General features: G+C 59.7%; 23 protein-coding genes and 1 tRNA gene. 12 read left to right on the top strand and 12 right to left on the bottom strand.

The features are described from left to right. The first annotated feature begins 3 nt into the window (after positions 1 to 3). Genes ACR0DA_RS02850 through ACR0DA_RS02860 form a run of 3 tightly spaced genes read left to right on the top strand, consistent with a single transcriptional unit; the run spans position 4 to position 1,431 of the window. Positions 4 to 618: an RNA polymerase sigma factor gene (locus tag ACR0DA_RS02850; protein WP_480752882.1), complete on the top strand. Its 615-nt coding sequence runs from the start codon at positions 4 to 6 to the stop codon at positions 616 to 618. Then, on the top strand, positions 611 to 964 hold the full coding sequence (locus ACR0DA_RS02855) for a hypothetical protein (protein ID WP_254437518.1): 354 nt from the start codon (positions 611 to 613) through the stop codon (positions 962 to 964). The genes ACR0DA_RS02850 and ACR0DA_RS02855 overlap by 8 nt, the downstream gene beginning before the upstream one ends. Beyond that, positions 961 to 1,431 carry a periplasmic heavy metal sensor gene (locus tag ACR0DA_RS02860; protein WP_480752884.1) on the top strand — a complete coding sequence of 157 codons (471 nt, stop codon included), beginning with the start codon at positions 961 to 963 and terminating at the stop codon, positions 1,429 to 1,431. The genes ACR0DA_RS02855 and ACR0DA_RS02860 overlap by 4 nt, the downstream gene beginning before the upstream one ends. Positions 1,432 to 1,436: 5 nt before the next feature. Here the strand turns inward: ACR0DA_RS02860 and ACR0DA_RS02865 are convergent, their stop codons facing one another. Further along, entirely contained in the window at positions 1,437 to 2,837 is a 1,401-nt protein-coding gene (locus tag ACR0DA_RS02865) for a diguanylate cyclase (protein ID WP_480752885.1), read from the bottom strand. An 88-nt stretch (positions 2,838 to 2,925) separates the two neighbouring features. Here ACR0DA_RS02865 and ACR0DA_RS02870 point away from each other — a divergent pair, with 88 nt between their 5' ends. The 5 genes from ACR0DA_RS02870 to ACR0DA_RS02890 all read left to right on the top strand — a co-directional run bounded on the left by ACR0DA_RS02870 (position 2,926) and on the right by ACR0DA_RS02890 (position 7,330). After that, entirely contained in the window at positions 2,926 to 3,210 is a 285-nt protein-coding gene (locus ACR0DA_RS02870; RefSeq protein ID WP_093964931.1) for a DUF3572 domain-containing protein, read from the top strand. 26 nt (positions 3,211 to 3,236) lie between these two features. After that, complete coding sequence (locus ACR0DA_RS02875; RefSeq protein ID WP_170365907.1) at positions 3,237 to 3,929, top strand: HAD family hydrolase; 693 nt, start codon at positions 3,237 to 3,239, stop codon at positions 3,927 to 3,929. Positions 3,930 to 4,048: 119 nt separating this feature from the next. Further along, positions 4,049 to 5,608: a trimethylamine methyltransferase family protein gene (locus ACR0DA_RS02880; RefSeq protein WP_170357356.1), complete on the top strand. Its 1,560-nt coding sequence runs from the start codon at positions 4,049 to 4,051 to the stop codon at positions 5,606 to 5,608. Between the two features lie 145 nt (positions 5,609 to 5,753). After that, the gene (locus tag ACR0DA_RS02885; protein WP_480752887.1) at positions 5,754 to 6,338 is read left to right on the top strand and encodes a heme NO-binding domain-containing protein; all 585 of its coding nucleotides are present in this window, start codon (positions 5,754 to 5,756) and stop codon (positions 6,336 to 6,338) included. Further along, positions 6,338 to 7,330, top strand: a complete 993-nt coding sequence (locus tag ACR0DA_RS02890) for a diguanylate cyclase domain-containing protein (RefSeq protein ID WP_480752888.1) — start codon at positions 6,338 to 6,340, stop codon at positions 7,328 to 7,330. The genes ACR0DA_RS02885 and ACR0DA_RS02890 overlap by 1 nt, the downstream gene beginning before the upstream one ends. A gap of 29 nt (positions 7,331 to 7,359) precedes the next feature. Here ACR0DA_RS02890 and ACR0DA_RS02895 read toward each other — a convergent pair whose 3' ends face one another. From ACR0DA_RS02895 to ACR0DA_RS02930, 8 genes are all read right to left on the bottom strand, one after another. Further along, entirely contained in the window at positions 7,360 to 8,055 is a 696-nt protein-coding gene (locus ACR0DA_RS02895) for a CbiX/SirB N-terminal domain-containing protein (protein ID WP_170369265.1), read from the bottom strand. Positions 8,056 to 8,118: 63 nt separating this feature from the next. Next, the gene (locus ACR0DA_RS02900; protein WP_480752889.1) at positions 8,119 to 9,051 is read right to left on the bottom strand and encodes an AEC family transporter; all 933 of its coding nucleotides are present in this window, start codon (positions 9,049 to 9,051) and stop codon (positions 8,119 to 8,121) included. A gap of 61 nt (positions 9,052 to 9,112) precedes the next feature. Next, entirely contained in the window at positions 9,113 to 9,910 is a 798-nt protein-coding gene (locus ACR0DA_RS02905) for an MBL fold metallo-hydrolase (RefSeq protein WP_480752891.1), read from the bottom strand. After that, positions 9,907 to 10,722 (bottom strand): TatD family hydrolase, encoded by an 816-nt coding sequence (locus ACR0DA_RS02910; RefSeq protein ID WP_480752893.1) that lies wholly within the window; start codon positions 10,720 to 10,722, stop codon positions 9,907 to 9,909. Before ACR0DA_RS02910 ends, ACR0DA_RS02905 begins: the two co-directional genes overlap by 4 nt. Further along, positions 10,719 to 11,840 (bottom strand): DNA polymerase III subunit delta', encoded by a 1,122-nt coding sequence (locus ACR0DA_RS02915; RefSeq protein ID WP_480721600.1) that lies wholly within the window; start codon positions 11,838 to 11,840, stop codon positions 10,719 to 10,721. The genes ACR0DA_RS02910 and ACR0DA_RS02915 overlap by 4 nt, the downstream gene beginning before the upstream one ends. A gap of 7 nt (positions 11,841 to 11,847) precedes the next feature. After that, positions 11,848 to 12,474, bottom strand: coding sequence for a dTMP kinase (gene tmk / locus ACR0DA_RS02920; protein WP_480752895.1), 627 nt, complete (start codon positions 12,472 to 12,474; stop codon positions 11,848 to 11,850). Then, a complete protein-coding gene (locus ACR0DA_RS02925; protein ID WP_170357363.1) occupies positions 12,471 to 13,637 on the bottom strand; it encodes a D-alanyl-D-alanine carboxypeptidase family protein in 1,167 nt (388 codons plus the stop codon). The genes tmk and ACR0DA_RS02925 overlap by 4 nt, the downstream gene beginning before the upstream one ends. 13 nt (positions 13,638 to 13,650) lie before the next feature. After that, the gene (locus ACR0DA_RS02930) at positions 13,651 to 14,754 is read right to left on the bottom strand and encodes an SPOR domain-containing protein (protein WP_480752897.1); all 1,104 of its coding nucleotides are present in this window, start codon (positions 14,752 to 14,754) and stop codon (positions 13,651 to 13,653) included. A 265-nt stretch (positions 14,755 to 15,019) separates the two neighbouring features. Between ACR0DA_RS02930 and ACR0DA_RS02935 the strand changes: the two genes are divergently transcribed. Continuing rightward, a tRNA-Ser gene (locus ACR0DA_RS02935) sits at positions 15,020 to 15,109 on the top strand. A 375-nt stretch (positions 15,110 to 15,484) separates the two neighbouring features. Here the strand turns inward: ACR0DA_RS02935 and ACR0DA_RS02940 are convergent. Genes ACR0DA_RS02940 through ACR0DA_RS02950 form a run of 3 tightly spaced genes read right to left on the bottom strand, consistent with a single transcriptional unit; the run spans position 15,485 to position 17,804 of the window. Further along, positions 15,485 to 17,164 carry a recombinase family protein gene (locus ACR0DA_RS02940; RefSeq protein WP_480752898.1) on the bottom strand — a complete coding sequence of 560 codons (1,680 nt, stop codon included), beginning with the start codon at positions 17,162 to 17,164 and terminating at the stop codon, positions 15,485 to 15,487. Continuing rightward, on the bottom strand, positions 17,161 to 17,577 hold the full coding sequence (locus ACR0DA_RS02945) for a DUF2924 domain-containing protein (protein WP_093964944.1): 417 nt from the start codon (positions 17,575 to 17,577) through the stop codon (positions 17,161 to 17,163). The genes ACR0DA_RS02940 and ACR0DA_RS02945 overlap by 4 nt, the downstream gene beginning before the upstream one ends. Next, entirely contained in the window at positions 17,574 to 17,804 is a 231-nt protein-coding gene (locus ACR0DA_RS02950; RefSeq protein ID WP_093964945.1) for a DUF3489 domain-containing protein, read from the bottom strand. Before ACR0DA_RS02950 ends, ACR0DA_RS02945 begins: the two co-directional genes overlap by 4 nt. A 448-nt stretch (positions 17,805 to 18,252) precedes the next feature. Between ACR0DA_RS02950 and ACR0DA_RS02955 the strand changes: the two genes are divergently transcribed. Genes ACR0DA_RS02955 through terL form a run of 3 tightly spaced genes read left to right on the top strand, consistent with a single transcriptional unit; the run spans position 18,253 to position 21,536 of the window. Then, the gene (locus ACR0DA_RS02955; protein WP_480752900.1) at positions 18,253 to 19,647 is read left to right on the top strand and encodes a site-specific DNA-methyltransferase; all 1,395 of its coding nucleotides are present in this window, start codon (positions 18,253 to 18,255) and stop codon (positions 19,645 to 19,647) included. Further along, positions 19,640 to 20,071: a DUF5681 domain-containing protein gene (locus tag ACR0DA_RS02960; RefSeq protein WP_093964947.1), complete on the top strand. Its 432-nt coding sequence runs from the start codon at positions 19,640 to 19,642 to the stop codon at positions 20,069 to 20,071. Before ACR0DA_RS02955 ends, ACR0DA_RS02960 begins: the two co-directional genes overlap by 8 nt. After that, on the top strand, positions 20,025 to 21,536 hold the full coding sequence (gene terL / locus ACR0DA_RS02965) for a phage terminase large subunit (RefSeq protein ID WP_480752901.1): 1,512 nt from the start codon (positions 20,025 to 20,027) through the stop codon (positions 21,534 to 21,536). The genes ACR0DA_RS02960 and terL overlap by 47 nt, the downstream gene beginning before the upstream one ends. Positions 21,537 to 21,552 lie beyond the last annotated feature (16 nt).

Consider the following 21,552-nt stretch of genomic DNA (forward strand, 5'->3'; position numbering starts at 1 on the left):
AGGATGAAGGACGTGCCGTCCTCTGCGCATACTGTCCGCGGCGACACGGTCGCCGCGGATGCCTGCAGCGACGACGTGTTGCTGAAGCGGTTTGCCGAAGGCGACGCCCAGGCAGCACGCCTGTTGACCGATCGGTTGGGGCCGCGGTGCTATTCGGTTGCTCTGCGCATGTTGAACAACAGGGCAGAGGCCGAAGACGTAACCCAGGAAGCGATGCTTCGGCTGTGGAAAGTGGCGGCGGACTGGGTTCCGGGGCAGGCCAAGATCTCGACCTGGTTGTACCGCGTGGTCTTGAATCTGTGTGTCGATCTGCGGCGGAAGAAAACAGCAGGCGCATTGGACGATGTGCCAGAGCCTGAGGACGACCAGCCCAGTGTCGTGGACCGAATGCAGCAAAACGCCCGCGTGGATGCGTTGAAAGCGGCCTTGGCACAATTGCCCGAACGGCAGCGCGAAGCTGTCATTCTCAGGCATATCGAGGAGTTGTCCAATCCGGAAATCGCGGGAATCATGAGGATTTCCGTAGAAGCGGTAGAAAGTCTTGTTGCCCGCGGAAAGCGGTCGTTGACGGCCATACTGTCAGGCCGTCAGGAAGAGTTGGGGTATGACCATGTCTGACCAAGATACAGAACTGGATCTTTTGTTTGCCGAGGCACGGCAGGCGCATGTTGATCTGCCCGACGATTTGGCCGTTCGTATCCTGACGGATGCCGAGGCCATCCGGCTTGCGGCGACAAAAACAGCGAAACCCAAGTCACAAGGGTTTCTGGGCAATCTCATTGCCGGTCTCGGGGGCTGGCAGGCGCTCAGTGGGCTTGCGGCGGCCAGCGTGGTTGGCGCATGGGTCGGCTTTGCCGCGCCGTCCTTTCTGCCGGACCCGGCGAATTACATAATGACCCAGGATGCATCCTACATGGTCGCCAATCTCGGTCTCGAGGCCGCGTTTCTGGAGGAAGCGGAATGAATGAAGACGTCAAACCCCCACGGCGCTGGGTGCCTGTGCTGTTGGTGGTATCCCTTGGTCTGAACCTGCTGGTCGCCGGAGTGATCATCGGGACTGCGCTGCGGTTTCACGGTGTGCGGGACGATGTTCCTCCCGGATTTGGGCCTGCCCTGTACCGCGCTCTTCCTGATCCGGAACGCAAGGCGTTGAGAGGCGATCTGGCTGACAAGCATCGGCGCGGGGCCGAGAAAAGGTCTCGTGATTTCAAGGCGCTTGGCAAGGCGCTGCGGGCCATTCCGTTCGACCGCGATGAAGTCCAGGACCTGCTGGAAGAACAAGCCCGGGCGAATGACGAAATCCAAGCAGCACTGCAAGAGCAGTGGCTGGCTCGGGTTTCGGCCATGTCCGACGAAGAACGAAAAGCTTATGCCGACCGCTTGGAAGACGTGTTGAAGCGGCGCCCGGATCCCAAGAAACGCAAGGACTGACCTGCTTAGGCCGCGTTCTGTTTCATCCACACTTGGTTCCGGCCGGCCTGTTTGGCCGCATAAAGCGCCTTGTCCGCGCATTTGATCAGGCATTCGGCCGACAGTGAGCCGTCCGGAGGTGGGGAGAAGGGTGGCTCGCACACCTTCAGCCCGATGCTGACCGTCACCGGAAGGCGGGCAGGAATGTCCGGCAGGACGACCGGTACGCTGCTGACGCCGTTGCAGATATCGGCCGCCTTCCTGAGCGCCTTTTCGCGGGTCGCGTTTGGCAGTCCGAACAGGAATTCCTCGCCTCCGATGCGGGCGAGGAAACCGTCAGGTCCGAAAGCACGTTTCATCCGTTTTCCGGCCTCGACCAAAACCCTGTCGCCGGCACTGTGGCCGTAACGGTCATTGATGGATTTGAAATGGTCCAGGTCGGCCAGCATGATCGCAAAACCCCGCTGTTTGTGCACCGAACTGTGCAGCAATTGGTCCATCGCGGTCTGTGCGAAACGACGGTTGTTCAGGCCGGTCAGCGTGTCGATCCACGATTCCTCAATCCCACGGCGCAACGAGTCGCGCATTTGCTCGTCATGCGCCTTGCGTGCAATCAACGCCTCGACCCGAAGCGATACTTCGTCAGGGCAGAACCCTCCGAGGCAAATTGCATCGGCGCCACGATCCAAGGCCTCGGCGGCAAGAGTGGCGTTGTCATCGGGAATGATTCCGATCAGAGCGGTCCGCCGGGTGCCGGTGCGGGATTTGAGGTCGGCCAACATGTTCAGGCCGGATGGATCGCTGTTCAGTTCGACAACTATCGCGTCAGGTATGGTGCCAGACAAGACGCCGCTAAGGTTGGGCAGGGTATGGCTGCACACCGAATGCTGCGTTCGTCCGTTCAGGGCCTTGTGCCACAGCGTGCGAGTACGTGCGGTGTGGGCCAAGACGGCGATCTGACCATGCCGCGCGGGCGTGATCATTGCTGCGGGGGCTTCGGCAAATCCCACGGATTGAGGGTTGCCACTGTTCTTCAGATCCTGAGTTTCCGCACGGGCGCGCAGCAGGCTTCGCACACGCGCCAGCAACAGCGTATCTTTGAACGGATAGGCCAGAACGTCATCCAGCCCCTCGGACAGGTTCCGCAGCCGGGCGGTCCGATCGTTCTGAGGCGCAATCGCGACCACGGGGACATCCTGCAGGGCCGGAACGGACAGCATCAGTCTTTTGACGTCGCCCGCGTCTCCGTCGGGTAGTGTCTGGGCCGTCAGCACCAGATCCGGCCGGGTCCGCCGCAGCAACGCCCCAAGACCAGCCAGCTTCTCGCCCTGCACGACATGATACCACGCCGCCGTCAGCTGCACCTTCAGCATGATGCGATTGGTCGAGACCCCGTCGAGGACAAGGATGGTTCCCTGCACGGACATTGTTTTCACCGTAGATTGCATGCCTTGCCAAAGTGTTTATGAGTCTGGTTAACAAACCCTTTCCAAATCTTCGAACCGGGGCCTGATCATGCCGATCTCTGCCGAATTCGCCGAAACTCTGGCCTTGAAAGCGCTTGGGTGGCTTGTTGGGAACGATGAATTGTTGCCTGTTTTCCTTGGTTCGACCGGCGCGTCGACGGATGACCTGAGGGACCGCGCCACAGAGCCCGAGTTTCTTGCTTCGGTGCTGGAATTTCTGATGCTTGACGATTCGTGGGTGTTGGCCTTTTGTGACGCAAACGCTGTCCCCTACGATCAACCGGCCCAAGCCCGAAGCGTCCTGTCAGGCGGCGCGGATGTTCATTGGACCTGAACGGGTCCGCGCAGGAGCAAGAATGCATGTCGATTGATGCGCTGGTTTTTGACAAGGACGGAACCCTGTTTGATTTCGCCGCCACGTGGGGGGCGTTCGGCAAGGCGGTGCTGCTGCGTCTGAGCGAGGGCGACAATGCGCGTGCGTCCGTGCTTGGAAAGAGCATTGGCTTTGACTTCGCGACAGGGACCTATTCCGAGGACAGTATCGTGATCGCTGGCACCGTCGACGAGGTCGCCGACGCCTTGTTCCCCGACCTTGACGGCTGGTCCCGCGAGGATCTGGTTCAGACCTTGAATGCGGCTTCTGCCCATGCGCCTCAGGTCGAGGCCGTTGCGCTTGCACCTTTTCTGCAATTCCTGAAAGACGCCGGCAAGAAGCTGGGTGTTGCGACCAATGACGGCGAGATGCCGGCGAAACGGCACCTGGCCTCGGTCGGAATCGAGACCTATTTCGATTTCATTGCGGGGTATGACAGTGGCCACGGGTTCAAGCCTGGGCCCGGCCAGTTGTTGGCTTTTGCCCAACATGTTGGCGTCCCACCGGACCGGATCGCCATGGTCGGCGACAGTCTGCACGATCTGGAGGCCGGTCGCGCCGCCGGCATGACCACGATCGGTGTTCTGACTGGATTGGCAAAGGTTGAGGATCTTGCACCGATGGCTGATGTCGTTCTTCCCGATATCAGCCACATCCCCGGCTGGCTGAACCTTCGTTAAAGCGCCTTGCCTGAAAATCGGCGGTTCATGAGTTGAAACCGACCTTGGCTGTCGCAGACAGAGCGGCCAGAGACCGGACTTCGGGTCTTGTTTGAGAGTAACAATCGCCGGAGGAACAGATGGCCGACACGAATACTCGCAAGCGCAGGGGTGGTGGACGCGCAGGCGCTGCAGCGCGCCGCGGTGCGGCAGTCATCGACCAGATGCCATGGAACCCGCCGATCAACATCGACCGGCCAACCGAACCGTTGGGCCCCGAGGGCGTCGAAGCCATCCATGACGGCGCCATGCGTATTCTCGAGGAAATCGGCATCGAGTTCTACAATCAGGAAGCCTTGGAGATCCTGCGTGAAGCTGGATGCATCGTCAACGGCGACAACGTGCGCATGGGTCGTGACTTCGTTATGGAAATGGTCGCCAAGGCGCCGTCGACCTTTACCATCACGCCGCGCAACCCGAACCACACGATCGAGATCGGCGGCAAGACGATGTTGTTCGGAAATGTCTCGTCACCGCCGAACTACTGGGACATGGAGATCGGCAAGAAGGTTCCCGGCAACCGCGAAATGTGCCAGAACCTGTTGAAGTTGACGCAGTATTTCAACTGCATCCACTTTGCCGGAGGCTACCCGGTCGAGCCGGTTGACCTGCACGCCAGCGTCCGGCACCTGGATGTCCTTTATGACAAGCTGACGCTGACGGACAAGGCGATGCATGCCTATTCGTTGGGCAAAGAGCGCGTCGAAGATGTCATGGAAATGGTGCGCATCGCAGGCGGTCTCAGCCACGAGGAATTCGAGGCGTCGCCGCGCATGTACACCAACATTAACTCGACCTCGCCTCTGAAACATGACCACCCGATGATCGACGGGTGCCTGCGGCTGGCCCGGCGGGGGCAGGCCATTGTCGTCACGCCATTCACTTTGGCGGGGGCGATGGCCCCGGTAACCATGGCCGGTGCCGTTGCGCAGTCGCTGGCCGAGGCGCTGTGTGCGATTGCCTTGTTCCAGTACGTCCGGCCCGGCATCCCATGTGTCATCGGGACGTTCACCTCGAATGTCGACATGAAGTCCGGTGCGCCCGCGTTTGGCACGCCTGAATACATCCGGTCGACCCAGATGACCGGCCAGATGGCGCGGTTCTATGGGCTGCCCTTGCGCTCGTCCGGTGTCTGCGCGGCCAATGTGCCGGACGGCCAAGCTGTCTGGGAGACGTCGAATTCACTCTGGGCGGCGGTGCAGTCGGGGACCAACATGGTCTATCACGCGGCCGGATGGCTGGAGGGCGGCCTGATCGCGAGCCCGGAGAAGTTCATCATGGACTGCGAGATATTGCAGCAAATCCAAAGGTATATGCAGCCTGAGATCTGCGCCACAGGCCCAGACGAAATCGCACTGGAAGCCATCCGAGCGGTCGGGAACGATGGGCACTTCTTTGGCATCCAACACACCCAGGATCGCTATACCACCGCGTTCTATCAACCCTTCCTGAGCGATTGGAAAAACTACGAGGGTTGGGAAGTCGCAGGCGGGATCTGGACAGCCGAACGGGCGCATCTGATGTTCAAGGAGATCATCAACAGCTTTGAGGCTCCGCCCATGGATGAGGCGATCCGAGAGGAACTGGCTGACTTCGTCGCACGTCGCAAAGCCGAAGGGGGCGCGCCGACCGATTTCTGACACCGCCCCACTGGGCAGGCAGCCGGAACGGCAGGATGTCTCAGTCTGGGATTTTGGTTAATTTTCCCCGTCTTGAACTTCCGCATTTGGCCTTTGTTAAGATCTTTGAGGTGGGATCGGGCATGAAACCTTTTTGAGGGCATTCATGCACGGATTGATCAACAAGGCAGTTCAATCGTTTGTATGCGCGACGTATGGGCGTGAGCGCTGGCTTCGGGCTACCGAGGCCGCTGAACTTGGGTTCGCCGAGTTCGAAGCGATGCTCGTATACGACCGGGAAAAGTCATATCGCCTGCTGGACGTGGTCTGCGATCAACTGAACCGTTCGCGGGACGAGTTCCTGGAGGATCTCGGAACCTATCTGGTCTCACACCCCAACATGGAAGGGTTGCGGCGCCTTCTGCGCTTTGGCGGCGTCACCTATGTCGAGTTTCTGCAGTCTTTGGATGATCTGGCCGATCGGGTCAAACTGGCGGTCTCTGACCTTGAGTTGCCTGCCCTGGAACTGCAGGAGCGCTCGCCCACCGAATTCGAACTGCACTGCCATCCCGGGCTGGATGGCTATGCCAATGTCATGATCGGGATTTTGCGAGCAATGGCGGACGACTATGGCGCGCTCGTGATTCTGACGCATGCCGGGCATCAAGGCGGGGTGGACGTCATCTCGATGGTTCTGGTCGAAAGCGCCTTTGCCGAGGGGCGTCACTTTGATCTGGGAGCGCGGAACTGATGATGGATCTGGATCAACTGGGCAGGATGTTGGAGACGTTGTGCCCAATGTTCACCTTGGTAGATCAGGATGGGCGTATCCTTCAGGTCGGGCCGACACTGCAAAAACTGCGCCCGGACCAGCCAATTGTTGGCAGCGATTTTCTGGAAATATTTGAACTGGTAAGGCCCAGAACCGTGACGACCCTGCCGGCATTGATGGCGACGGCAGGTACCAAGCTTCATCTCAAGTTTCACGATGAACCGCGCACAGCATTGAAGGGATTGGTGGCACCGCTGCCTGACGATGCAGGTGCGGTTATCAACCTGTCCTTCGGGATCTCGATCCTGGACGCCGTACGGGACTATGCACTGACAAGTGCGGATTTCTCAGGAACCGACCTCGCAATTGAATTGCTCTACCTGGTCGAGGCCAAGTCTGCGGCGATGGAGGCTTCGAGGTCGTTGAACCTGCGGCTTCAGGGGGCAATGCTTGCGGCCGAGGAACAGGCTTATACCGATACTCTGACCGGCCTCAAGAACCGGCGCGCGATGGACCATATCCTCGAGCATTTGGTTTCAACGAAATCCACTTTTGCGTTGATGCACCTGGACCTGGATTTCTTCAAAGCCGTGAACGACGAATTGGGGCATGCCGCAGGCGACTATGTCCTGTCCCAGGCCGCCCGGATCATGCTGGAAGAAACCCGCAGCGATGACACCGTCGCCCGGATCGGCGGCGATGAATTTGTTCTGATATTCAAAAGCCTGTCGAGCAGGGCTCAACTTGAACGGATCGCCAATCGCCTGATTGGCCGCCTTCAGAAACCGATGGTTTTCGAGGGCGAGACCTGCGCGATTTCGGCGAGCATCGGTATCGCCCTCACGTCACAGTTTTTGTCCCCGAAACCGGCTGAGATTCTGCATGCGGCAGATTTGGCCCTGTACGAAGCCAAGCGAAACGGTCGGTCGTGCCATCGCTTCTATTCCGAAGAGGCGCGGGCACCGGAGTAGACCGGTGCGTCGATAGGCTGGTTGCTTGACTACTCAGCGAAAGCCCCGTCCAATGTGCGCGCGATGTGCGACTGGATTTCATCCAACTCGCCGACCACAGGCAGCACCGGGCCAGGAAATGCGGCCTTGCCCAGCTCGGCGGGAATATCATCCAACACGTGGCCCCCGGTGCAGGCAAAGAACGGCAGGCAGATCGCATGGTCCCCGGTCATTTGGGCGGCGTCACTGATCGATGGGGGTTCTTCGACAAATCCGCAGTGGATTGATTTCAGTGATATCAACCCGGCCAAACGGTCAGCGAATTCGTGGGTGACGGCTGCCGGGTTGCGGCTGCGGCCTGAGCCGTGTGCGGCAATAAGCAGATCCGTGGATGAGGTACTCCAACCTTGCTCGTCGATCAAGGGTTGAAGGGCGCGCGCCACCAGATTGGGTAGCTGCGGGTCAACGCCCAACGGGTCGAGTTGCCGAACTGCGCGCCCTTCAAGGCGCTTGGGAAGCGCAGAAGTCACGAACCATCCTTTCGCCATGAACAATGGATAAATCGCGCTGCCGTCCGGAATGTCATCAAGGACCTTTTCCAACGCGCCTGGCGCGGCGAGGGTCGCCGATCTGACTGTGACTCTATCCGTAAGTTGATCGATCCGAGCGGCCAGTATGGCCAGAGATGCCTCGGCCGGACCTGGGTCGGAGGGTTGGCCATGCGCTACGATGACGGCAGTCGGCATGCTGGGGCTTCCTTGTTCTGTTTCGGGATAGGTGTGGCGCCCTCCCGCAAAGTCAATTCGTCTTTATCCGAGCAACGTCAACCACATCCATACCGTAAGAATGGACACGCCTGTGCCAATCAACACCGAAGAGGCGGCAACTCGTTTGGCCCGGCCATACATGTTGGCGAAGATGTAGGCGTTGAAACCGGGCGCCATCGCCGCGTTCAGAACGCCCGAGCGGAAAAGATCTTGCGGCAGGGCGGTCGCTGTACCGAACAACCAGACCAGGCTTGGATGCAGAACAAGTGAAACGCAGCAAACATAGCCGATTGTCCGCAGGTCGCCTTCGGGCTTGTATTTGACCAGAACTCCACCCAGGGCGAACAGGGCGCCGGGCAATGCGGCGCGGGTCACCAGACTCAAGGCCTCGTCTGCCACTGCCGGAATGCCGACGCCCGTGAGATTGACGATGAAGCCCAGAGCGATGCCCAGGATCAGCGCGTTCTTGAACATTGCCGAAAGCACCGATCGAGCCATGCGCATACCGCCATTGCCTCGGTTGCGGATGACCTCCATCACGGTAATGCCGACGCAGTAGCAGAACGGCGAGTGGAACGCGATGATCGCATAGTTTCCGGTCAGGTTGTCGGGCCCATAGGCGCGTTCGGTGATCGGCAGGCCCAGCAGGACCGAGTTCGAGAACAGGCAGCAGAACCCGATTGCGACGCAGTCTTCCCATTCGCGCTTGAATATCAGGCGAGCGCCGAAAACCCCCGCAAGGAAACACAGAGCTGCGGCGGTATAGAAACTGCCCAGAAGGCGCGGGTCAAAGCTGGCGCTCAGATCCAGATGGGCGATGGCCAGAAACAGCAGGCAGGGGATTGCGAACCCCTGCGTGAACTTCATCAACCCGTCAATATGAACTTCTTTGAAGTAGCCCGTCAGCGTCGAGATATAACCAGCCCCAATCACAAGAAAGACCGGAAGGATGACGTCGATCAGGCTTTGCAACATGTCACGACCTCAATCCAGGCTGTTCGGTCAGAGCTGGGGGAAGCGCGTGCAATCCGATGTCCTAAAATGGCTGCCGGATCACCATGCCGTCATAGGCAGGCTCGACATGGTCCGGGGTCTCGGCATCGACGGCTGCATAGTCCAGATCGATGTGCATATTGGTCAGAACTGCCCGAGCCGGCTTTAGCTGTTCGATCCAGCCAAGGGTCTTTTCCAGGTGGGCATGGGTCGGATGTGGGTTCCGGCGCAGCGCGTCGATCACGAGGCAGTCCAATCCCTGAAGCTCGGGCCAGGCATCATCGTAGATTTCCGCAACATCAGGCAGATAGGCCAGGTTGTTCATACGAAAACCAAGCGCATCGATCGATCCGTGGTTCACCTTGAACGGGCGAAACGGGATTGATCCTCCCGGACCGTCTATCTCGAACGGACCGTCAATTGTCTTCACGTCGAGGATCGGTGGATAGGGTGAGCCTTCGGGTTGAATGAACGCGTAGCCGAACCGCCCCAGCAATGCGTTTTGCGTGTCGCCATCCGCCCAAACGGGCACCCGCGCGCGCATGTTGAAAACGATCATGCGCAGGTCGTCGATGCCGTGGACATGATCGGCATGCGAGTGTGTGTAGACAACGGCGTCGAGGCGTCCGGTTCTGGTGTCCAGCAGTTGGCTGCGCATGTCCGGGGTCGTGTCGATCAGAACCGAGGTCGTGCCGTCCGGCCCGTCCCGTTCAACCAGCATCGAGCACCGGCGGCGGATATTGCGCGGATTTTGCGGGTCACAATCTCCCCAATGCCCACCCAACCGGGGGACACCGCCAGAGGAGCCACAGCCCAGGATCGTGAACCGCAGCATGCTCATTCGGCAACCGGGTAGGCGGCCGCCTTCGCAAACAGTCGATCAAAATTCGCTTGGGTCTGCGCGGCGAAATCCGGGTAGTCCATGCCAAACAGTTCGGCGCCGACCCGGGCGGTGAAAGCGGTATAGCCGGGCTCGTTCCGCTTGCCCCGGTGCGGCGGCGGGGCCAGGTATGGTGCGTCGGTCTCTATCAGAATTCGATCGACAGGCGCTGCCGCAAAGATATCCCTCAGCTCTTGGCTTTTTGGAAAGGCCGCGATGCCGGACATGGAGAGGTAGAACCCCAAATCCAACGCTGCCCGTGCCAGTTCGGCCGAAGACGAGAAGCAATGCATCACACAGGAGTAAGGTGCGTTCCGAAACTCGTCCTGCAGGATCGCCGCCATGTCCTCGTCGGCTGCACGGGCGTGAATGATCAGCGGCAGGCCTGTACTTTGGGCGGCCTGAACGTGAACCCTCAACGAGCGTTTTTGTATTTCGGCGCTGTCGGCGGTGTAGTGATAGTCCAGCCCGGTTTCGCCGATGCCGACAAATTTCGGATGTCGGGACAATGCGACGAGTTCGTCGACGCTCGCCAGTGGCTCTTCGGACGCGCTCATGGGATGGGTGCCCGCAGCGTAGAAAACCGGGGCATGTGTTTCGGCGATCGCGCGCACGGTCGGCTCATTGCGCAGACGTGTGCAGATCGTCACCATCCGTGTCACGCCCACTTCGGCCGCACGAGCGATGATTGCGTCCAACTGGCCCTCGAAATCCGGGAAATCCAGATGGCAATGGCTGTCAGTGATTGCGGGAGGTTGGGGCGTGTCGCTCATCTGCTCGGACCGGCGGTTTCCTGAATCTTGAACACCGTATCTAGGACGACGGCGACAGGGTCAAGGTTCACCGCCTGCCCGTGCCGTGCACGGGCCGTGATGATGGATGCGGCCTCGGCCCAGCCCAAGGCTTGGGGGCGCGAGGATGACAGGCGCAATAGCACTTCGGACTCGTTTGGCGCAGCTTCTGGCTGCGGAGGCGCGCCGGTCGCACCTGTCAGAGCAAGGCGAGACAGAGCGATGTCAATCAGATTCAAAAGCAGGTCATAGCGCTCGGCTGCTCCGCGCTGCGCGGCCGCTTCGGCCAAAGCCAGCGCGCGCTGGCGGTCGAGGCGGGGCAGGGTGCCCAGTATCTGGATCAGCTCGGCATAGATCTCCATCCCGCCCAGATTGATCAGCCTTACCGCGTCGCCTACGGAACCGGCGGCCAAAGCCGCGAGGTGATCGGATTGCGGAGGCAACTCGGCGCCGGTCTGTGCCAGCGCCGATTTCATATCCTCCGGCGACAGCGGTGACAGGCGCAGGGTGCGGCACCGCGAGCGGATCGTCGGCAACAGCCGTGACGGCTGATGCGAAACCAGAAGCAGTGTCGTGCGGGCAGGAGGCTCTTCGAGCATTTTCAACAACGCGTTTGCGGCGCTGACATTCATTTCGTCCGCCGCATCCACGATAACCACGCGGCGCCCTCCGTCCGCTGAACTGAGGCCGAAGAAGCGCCCCAGTTTTCGGATGTCATCGACAACGATCTCGTTGCGCAGGCGGCCCTGATCATTCAGGGATCTGGTGATCGCGGCCAGACCGGGTTCGGCCCCGGCCAGCATCCTTGCTGCAACCGGGTGGTCCGGCGCGATGTCGAGTGTTGTCGGGGCCTCGGGCGCACCGAACAGCCCGTCATCCTGTTGCGGCGGCGTGGCAAGCAGAAACCGCGCGATGCGCCATGCCAGGGTCGCTTTGCCCACGCCACGAGGGCCGGTCAGAAGCCACGCGTGATGCAGCCGGTCAGATGCAAAGGCGGTCAGGAAGGCTTGCTCGGCCGCATCCTGTCCAACCAGCTTGCGTGTTTCGCGCGGGTGAAGCGCGCCGGGCGCCTGGTCCGGTGTGGGTGTGTCGTCGCTCATTCGTGAATTACCGCAGAACCTTCAGGACGGTTTCTCTCACATCCACGGCCACGCTGTCCACGTCGCGATTGCCATCGATCACACGGAACCGGTTCTTGAACTCGTCCGCCAGCGCTAGGAAACCCGAGCGCATGCGTTTTTGAAGGGCCGGGCCAAAATCCTCGAACCGTTCTTCGGTGCCTTGCCGGCCTTTGGCGCGGGAGAGCCCGATTTCCGGATCCATATCGATCAGCAAGGTCAGATCGGGCTCGCGGCCGATCATCAGGCCGTGGAGTTGGTCCACCAACGCGCGCAGATCTCCGCGCGACAGGCCCTGATACATTCGGGTGCTGTCGGCGAACCTATCGCAAATCACGATCTTACCCGCATTCAAGGCCGGTTCGATCGTGCGCTCCAAATGATCGCGCCGTGCGGCCGTGAACAGAAGAATTTCGGTTTCCGCCGACCACCTGTCGGGGTCGCCTTCGAGGACCAACCGGCGAATTTCCTCGGCCCCGGGCGAACCGCCCGGCTCACGCGTCAGAACAACGTCATGTCCGGCCGCCTCGAGGCTTTCTGCCAGCCTGCGGGCCTGCGTGGACTTGCCCGAACCGTCGATCCCCTCGAATGTCAGGAACAGACCGCGCGGGCTCACATCGACTCCAGCGGGGTGTTGATCATGTCTTTCAGGACGATGCCGCCTACGGTCATCAGCCGCACCAGGAACCCGCCCATCGCCACATCCTCGGCCGCGACCAGAGGGCGCCGGATTTCCGGCAAACCTTCGGGCTGGATCACAAGTTCGGCCAGTTGCTGGCCCTTGGCGATCGGAGCGTTGATCGGGCCTTGATACACGACTTCGGCCTGGACGTTCTGATCGCCCAGAACGGGGAACAGAAGGGTGAGGTCACCGTCGGGCACAAGCCCAACCGTCTTTTGCGCGCCCATCCACACTTTGGCCTGTGCTATCGGCGTCTCGGCGTTGGCAACTGTCCTCTCGATAAAATTTCGAAACGACCAGTTAACCACGGCCTCAGCCTCCTCTGCCCGGCGAGAGATGCTGTCGAGCCCGGAAAGAACGAAGACCACCCGGCGATCGCCTTGCTTGGCCGATCCGACAAGGCCATAGCCCGCCTCTTGCGTGTGGCCGGTCTTCAGGCCATCGGCACCGATATCCAGTTTCAGCAACGGGTTGCGGTTGTTCACGTTCGACGGGGCGCGGCCGTCAAATTCGAAGGTTTCCTCGGCAAACAGCGGATAATATTCGGGAAAATCGGTGATCAGCCTGTCGGCCAGCACAGCGAGATCATGAACCGACATCATGTGACCTGCAGCAGGCCAGCCGTTCGAGTTGGTGAAGTTCGAGTGGTTCATGCCCATCTGCCTGGCGCGTTGGGTCATGTAGCGCGCGAAGCCGGCCTCGGTGCCGTCCGGGCTGAGCGCTTCGGCGATCACGACACAGGCGTCATTGCCAGACAGGACGATGATGCCCCGCAGCAGGTCCTCGACCCGGACCCGGTCCTGCGTGTTCAGGAACATGGTCGAGCCGCCATAGCTCATGGCATGTTCCGAGACCGGAAGCGTTTCATCCAGCGTCAGTCGACCTTCGCGCAGGGCTTCGAATGCCACGTAGAGCGTCATCAGCTTGGACATCGATGCCGGTGGGAGCGGTTCATCGGCATTCTTCGACAACAGCACAGTGCCTGTCGTCTGATCGATCACATAGGCCGCGCGCGCGGACGTATCGAAGGCGTGAACCGGCAGGGCCAGCAGGGCAAGGCCCGCGGCCAGAACAGCCGATTTGAGTGAGGTCAGCATTGGACCCTCCTGTTCAGTTCTTCACGATAAAGGCATCGGTAAAGCCCAGGTCTTTCATATCTCCGAGGATCGCTTTGCGTTCGGCGCGCGTTGTGGCAGGGCCGACCAGTACACGCCAGACCGACTTGCCTGCCGACTCCAGTTCCAGAACTTCGGCCGCCAATCCGTTCGTGCGGACCTTTTCGGCGGCGGCTTTCGCGTTCGCTTCAACTCCGAACGTTCCGATCTGAACATAGGGTTTGGTCAGGTTCGACGATGCGGCTGTGGCACTGGCCGCCGCAGCCGGCGTCGGCTCGGATGCGTCTATGGCGGCGGCAGCACCTGCGATCGGGTCCAGCGGCGTCTCGGTAATTTCATTGGGATCTTTCTTCTGCCACCACTTGCGTTTTTTCTGGGCGGGTGTCGGTGCGACGACCGGATCCGTCAATGCAGCGGTCGCGGACGCATCTGCCGCTTCCTCGATCGCGGGCGCAATTTCTTCGGCGGCGGCGCTTGCGGTCGCTCCGGCCGCGGCGGCACCGGCGACCACGGCACCGGTGTTTTCAGGTGTCTTTTTCTGCCACCATTTCCGCTTGGCCGGCTTTTCTTCGACCTTTTCGTCGGGCCCGGCCGCTATGGCTTCTTCGGCTGCGGTTGCTTCGGCGGCGCTTGCAGATTCTTCGGTCGGGGCTGCTTCGGGTTCCGGCGCAGGCTCCGGCTCGATCGTTTCGCGGCGGAGTGCAACCACCTGCAGACGGGCAGGAGCGCCGGCAAGCATTCCCAGTTTTTCAGCCGCTGCCGAGGACACCTGAAGGGCCGGCCCGGGCAGGTTTCGTTCCCGGCGGAACAAGGCGCCCGTTACGGTCTTGTTGTTGCTTGTGTTCTTGATGGCGACCCGCTCGGGCTGAGACGCGCTGGGGTGCGCGACCCAGATGCCACCCAACGAGGGACGCCCATCCCATAGCCCGGCCTCGGTCACTTCGAAGACGTCCGGCGCTTCAACATCGCGCTGAGAGCCGCTGGCGACTTCGGGGAACAGTTCCGTGGTGTTGCTTTGGGTCTGCCCATCGTCACTGGCTGCCTCAGAGGAAGACTTGCTTGCGTTCAAAGCTTCGTCGCATCCCGTCAGCGCAGTCATTGCAACAACCAGTACCGCCAACGGCCGCGGTCCAAAGCGTGTCTCTGTCGCTCGCTTCATATTGTGTTATCCCTTGCCTGTAGGGCCTTTGCGTGGCTGGCCCCAACCGCGGTTCGACCGGTTCTTTTGCCGGCCTCCTGCAGTCATCGCGCAAATCATAACCTGCGGGTTGTTTCAAGGAAAGACCGCGGGTCCGGCTTCGGCAAGAAATCCCTCTTTTGGACTTGCCACCAACCGATGTTCGTCCTAGACCGCTGCCTGCGCCGGGGAGGTGGCAGAGTGGTCGAATGCGGCGGTCTTGAAAACCGTTGGGCGTGAGAGCGTCCCCAGGGTTCGAATCCCTGTCTCCCCGCCACTCATACCTGTCTCACTTCAGTTGTATTTTCTGATCCGGAATTGTTACGCAATTCCCGCGCGTTGGCGCATGCGCTTTCAATCAGAGACGAAGCAAACCGTACATTCAGAGGACAATTCAGGCGCGAGTCTCAGTGTCGCATTTTAGCGGGGTCGCTTTGGGCTGGATTTCCCTGATAACCTGAAATTTACAGGGAATATTCGCAAACCGGGACTGACTTCCGTCATTTCTTCTATCAGAACTGTATGTTTCTCAGAGGTTTATGTTGCAAATTCCCTAAAAGGTGGAACAGGGAATTTCCTCGTGCGAACAGGGAATTGTTCCGCCGGATCAGGGAGGGCGAAGTCTGTATCAGGGACGCAGGAGCTGGAGATGTCAGAAGCCGAACAGGCGTTCCTGTTCGGACCATTCAAGTGGGTGGGTCACGCTGACCAGACGCTTGAGTGTGAGTTCGGGCGGCTGGCTCCCGTCGAGAATAGCCGTTTGAATCTTTGGTGAGAGAAAGGCGAGCTGAGCACGGGTGCGGATGAAGGCGTCAGGGACGCTTTCGCGGCGGGCAATCTCCATCAGTTGAACTCCGGCCTTCAGATCACGGGCCCAGCCATGGGCGCGGATCAGCATGGACCGGAGGTGGGGATCAGGTTGGGGTGCCATGTCTCCGGCGATGACCTTGGCCTCGACGCCGCGGCGGCACAGATCGAAAGATGCGGTGACGTGGGTGAGATCCGGGTGCAGATGATCGGCCGTGATGCCAAGTGCGCTTGCCAGAGTTTTGGGGTTAAATTCGAGGTCGATCTGTCCTCGTGCAAGTCTGCCTTTGGCCAGAAGAGCAGCGCCGATCTGACAGCCATGGCCTGGAAGCCGGGTTACTAAATCCGCAACTGAAGTCTGAACTGCCTCGGCTGACCCGGCCTCCGGCTGCGCCAGTACTTGGTGCGCCGCGGCGGCGTCTTGCAAATGTCTGACGATGACATCAATGACCGCGTTTTCCAGCACTGGGCCGGGCAGTCGCCAGCCAGAGATATCCTTGCCGCCTGAGATCAGTCGATTGGAGATATAGTAGCGCAACCGTCGGCCTTTGCGCGTGGTGTGGGTCGGCGTCAACCGATCACCAGTTTCGTCATACAGCAGACCGGTGAGCCAGGCCCCGGGGTCAGTGGAGTGTTGGCGCGCATCGGAGTCGCCGCGTGCCCGCGGGCGGTTGGAGGCCTGTCGCATTTTTTCCTGCACCCGGTCCCAGATGTCCTGATCGATGATCGCCGGATGTTGTCCGTCCCAGATCTTATCCTTGTGGCGGATTTTTCCGAGATAGACCGGATTGCGCAGCAGGTAATAGATTTGACCCCGTGACAGCGGACAATCCCCCTTCACACTGCCATCTGTCCGAACAACCCGTTTTGACCGCAGGTCTTCTGCCGTTGCCCGTTCTTCTACTTTGCGCAGGCAACCAAGCTCGTCATAAAGCCCAAAGAGATGCCGGACCGTTCTGGCCTCCTCTTCATTCACCACCAGCGTTCTTGCCTTCGGATCGGGGTGGCGATCATAGCCCAGAGGCAGGTTGCCACCCATCCAAAGCCCCTTCTTCTTCGACGCTGCAATCTTGTCGCGAATACGTTCGGCGGTGACTTCCCGTTCAAACTGAGCAAAGGACAACAGCACATTCAGCGTTAACCGGCCCATGGAAGATGAGGTATTGAAGGCCTGCGTGACGGACACAAAAGAACAGTTTGCCTGTTCCAGCCGGTTGACCAGCTTAGAGAAGTCGGCAAGCGACCGGGTCAGCCGGTCAATCTTGTAGACCACCACCATGTCAATACGCCCGGCATCGATCTCTTCAAGAAGGCGCTGAAGGGCGGGTCGCTCTAGGGTGCCGCCCGACAGGCCACCGTCATCGTAGCGCCCGGACAACAGGGTCCAGCCTTCATGTCGCTGGCTTGCGACATAGGCCGCGCAGGCCTCATATTGCGCATCCAGAGAATTGAAGTCCTGATCCAGACCATCTTCTGAGGACTTGCGCGTGTAGATGGCGCATCGGATTTTACGGCGCGGGCTCATTTGGCCGCCTTGCCGGTGAGCCCAAAGAAACGCGGCCCTGACCAATGCGCGCCGGTAATCTCTCGGGCGATGGCCGAGAGTGAGCGATAGGACCGACCGTTCCAAGTGAAGCCGTCTTCTGTAACGTCGACTACATGGGTCACACTATTCCACTCGCGTAGCAGGCGCCCGCCGGGTTTTAGGGCAGGGCATGTAGGCCGGGGTTTCTTCCCAGAGCCCTTTTCCAGCGTGGCTTTGACCTGGCGGGGTAGCCTGCCATGACGGCGGGACTGCATCTCAAAGGCGATAAAGCGGCGCAGAAAGGGTTGGCTGAGCATGGCGGGGGCGGGTTGATCAAACAGTTGCTGCCAAAGCGTGACCAGATCCGATCGACCCATGGCGGCGAGATCGGCGACATCGCTCGTCTTGGTCATGACGCTTCTCCAGTTCCCGCCGCCAGATGATATGTGGATGGTCCATTTGGTTTGTCGGATGTCCGCCGTTCAATTGTGACGCCTTTTTTCCGCAGACCGCTTAGAGCTGCTCGGACCGAATGAGGCTGCCATCCCGTTGCTTTGCAGAGCGCCTCAAGGCTGGCGCCGCTCGGGCGGCGCAACAAGTGTTGCACTTTGTCAATTTTGGTTTGCTTCCGCTTGGACATGTATTGTCTCCTCTGATTTGGGGCTGGCTAGATGCCGAACCCCGGTACCGAGGAGCGCCCGAATGGCTCGGGCGTGGGTTCAGTGATGCGTGGTTGACGGCAACAGTCCAGCTCTTTCTGAAGCGATTACTTGAGGCGTGTGTTTTGAAGGGCGTTGCTGGCGTACCCCCGATTATTCGTCAACAATCTTAATTGGTTACTTATAGTTTGGGGGGTTGCGTCTCGTATTGATGGCACCTACATTCGACCTAATCGCCCGGACTATCAGGGCGGGAAACTGCTCCCGCAGGCAGCACTCATTGGAAACACAGGTTTCCGCAGAGAGCATTCAAAGGAGCAACGTCTCGGATCGATTGGTCCGGGGAGTTGCGATTTGTGCTCTCTCCGATTTTCCAGCGCGATCCCTCCATCTCGACGTCCGCGCGGCGTCACGCAAAAGGAGGCGGTTATGCCTGCCAAAAACACACACAGCGACGTTCGGGTGTCCAATACGCCTATCTGGATGGCCGAAAAAGTTATCCAATCCCAGATCAGCCAGATCAAGCCCTACGCCAACAACAACCGCGTGCACGCGGCCAAGAATGTCGACAAACTGAAAGCATCGGTGGCCCAGTTTGGCTTTGTCACTCCGATCCTGTTGGATGGTTCGGGCACAATCATCGCGGGTCATGGCCGCTATGAGGCCGCTAAGGCCCTGGGGTTGAATTCCGTACCGACTGTTGTCGCGGATCATTTGTCAGAATCGGAAGTGCGCGCTCTGCGCATTGCGGACAATAAGCTGGCGGAATTGTCGGACTGGAATGAAGCGGCGTTGCAGATCGAATTTGCCGAGCTGATGGACCTCAGCCTTGATGGCGAGTTGAACTTTGATCTGGACATCACAGGGTTCGAAACACCGGAGATCGACATCATTATCGACAGCGTCGGTGAGGTGACGGTTTCTGTAGCGGAAACTGTTGAGACGCCGGACCCTGCGGCACCCGTAGTCACGGAGCCGGGCGACCTCTGGGTTCTCGGAGATCATCGCGTTTTCTGCGGGGACGCCCTTCAAGCCCAGAGCTACGACACCTTGCTGGAAGGCGAGACCCCGCAGATAGTCTTCACCGATCCGCCTTACAACGTGCCTGTCAATGGGCATGTGCGGTCCGGCAATAGCGCCGAACACCGCGAGTTTGCCATGGCGTCGGGAGAAATGACGGATAGCGAGTTCCGCGGCTTTCTTTCAGGCGCGATCACGCTGTTGTTTGACTGCCTGCCGAACGGAGGCATCGCGATAATCTGCATGGACTGGCGTCATATCGAAGAACTGATTACGGCGGGCAAAGCAGCTGGATTGGACCTCATCAATCTCTGCGTCTGGAACAAGACGAACGGAGGCATGGGCAGCCTGTATCGCTCAAAGCATGAGCTGATTTGCATTTTCAAGAAGCCTGGTGCGCCGCACATCAACAACGTCGAGCTGGGCAAACACGGGCGCAACCGGACCAACGTCTGGGATTACGCCGGTGTGAACAGCTTTGGGGCAGGGCGCGAGGCGGATCTCGCGGATCATCCCACGGTGAAGCCGACAGCTCTGGTTGCAGATGCCATCATGGATGTGAGCCACCGCGGCGATGTCGTGCTGGACGCCTTTGGCGGGTCCGGCGCGGCTCTGCTGGCAGCTGAGAAAACCGGGCGCCAAGCGCGGCTTATTGAGCTCGACCCGGCTTATGTCGATGTGGCCATCCGCCGTTGGCAGGAGATGACCGGTGATAGCGCCGTGCACGCGGTAACAGGCCAGACGTTCGATGCGCGTTTTGCGGCCAACGATACCACTTCAGAACAGGAGGTGGGTCATGTCTGACGATACGAAAGAGTATGAGGTCGGCTACGGCAAACCGCCCAAAGCGACCCAATTCAAAAAAGGCCGATCCGGCAATCCGAAAGGGCGGCCGAAAGGTGCCAAGGGGGTGAATGCCAGCTTGAAACGTGAATTGGAAACCAAGATTACGGTTCGCGAAGGCAGCCACGAAATCCGGATTTCCAAGGCTGAGGCAATTGCCAAGCGGTTCACGGCAGGCGCGTTGAAGGGCGACACGAAATTGTTGATGGCGCTGCTTAAGCTGGACACAGATCTGTTCAACGCAAGTGAATTGGACGCGCAAGAAAGCGTCCGTACGGTTGAGCCCGACGCTGTCGACTACGACATCCTCCGGGATTTCTTTTCCAGCCAACTGGACGGTGACGGTGATCTGGAAAACGAGGAGGCGGAAGATGACGACTCCTGATCCAAAAATCGTCGTGCAAGCCGCTCGCGAGGTTTGCCGGGACAATTTCTTTCCCTTCGTTTGGCGTGTGTTTGGCACGCTGCACCAGGGAACTGACCGCAGCTTTGATCCGGCCTGGCATGTGCGGGCCATGTGCCATGAGTTGGACAATGTCCGTCGAGGCGAAAACAAGCGACTGATCATCAACATCCCGCCTCGTTGCCTGAAATCGGTCACCGTGGCCGTTGCATATGTCGCTTATCTTCTCGGTCATAACCCCAGCGCCAAGATCATCGTTGCCAGCTATGGGTTGGATCTGGCGCGCAAACATTCCGAAGATTGTCGTCGGATCATGTCTGCGCGCTGGTACCGGGAAATGTTCCCTGAAACGGTCTTGGCTAAAAAGGGCAACACCTCAGAAGAAATCCGCACCACAAAGGGAGGCAGCCGTAAGGCTGTCTCCATTGGAAGTTCTGTCACCGGTCGTGGCGCCGATTACATCATCATCGATGACTTGCTGAAAGCCGGAGATGCCGGCTCCGAAGCCGAGCTGGTCAAGGCGCAGGAGTTCATTGAGGGGACCTTGTTGTCGCGCTTCGACAATCCGGCCGAAGGGCGTGTGGTTATGGTTGCGCAACGGTTGCACGAGATGGATCCGCCGGGTTATCTGCTCGAACGCGGGACCTACCGGCATCTGAATCTGCCTGCCATCGCAGAAGGCCATGAGGTGGTTCCTCTTGGGCGTGGAAGGGTCATGCGCCGCAAACCGGGTGATCTCCCGTGCCCGTCCCGTTTGGATCAGCAAACGCTGGATACCAAGCGTCGCGAAATGGGCGCGGCCGTGTTCAATTGCCAGTATCAGCAGAACCCCATTGCTCCCGACGGGTCGCCCTTGCGCTGGGAGTGGTTTGGCACCTACGAGACCATCGAAGATCGCCGCTGGTTCCAACTGGTGGTTCAGAGCTGGGATACGGGCATGTCGGCAGACCCCCGGTCTGATTTCTCTGTCTGTACAACCTGGGGGTTCCGCGAAAATGCGTGGCATCTTATCGACGTCTGGCGCGGGCAGGTAGACTACCCAGACCTGAAAGCCAAGGCACTGCAACTTGTCGGCCGTTGGGATCCCGATCGTGTCCTGATGGAAGATGCGGCCTCCGGCAAACCTCTTTTGGACGAATTGTTTCGTGATGACCGTCGGCGCTACGAACGCATTAAACCCGACAAGGACAAGGAAACCCGGTTCCAGTCCGCTTGCGGTCCTGTCGAAGAGGGCAAGGTTTATCTGCCTGCAGATGCACCCTGGCTGCCGGTATTCAAACGGGAGCTTCAGTCCTTTCCACGCGGACGCAACGACGATCAGGTCGACAGCTTTGCCCACTTTCTGAACTGGTCCAAGGGACCGGGCTTCTACCGGGCATTGGGCCGCGACCACCGGATCAACATCGAACGTCGGGAGCGTAATCGAGAGAGGGTCAGGCGACGGTAGGATCTCGGAGTTGAGC

This window comes from Ruegeria sp. CI8, from assembly GCF_056536865.1.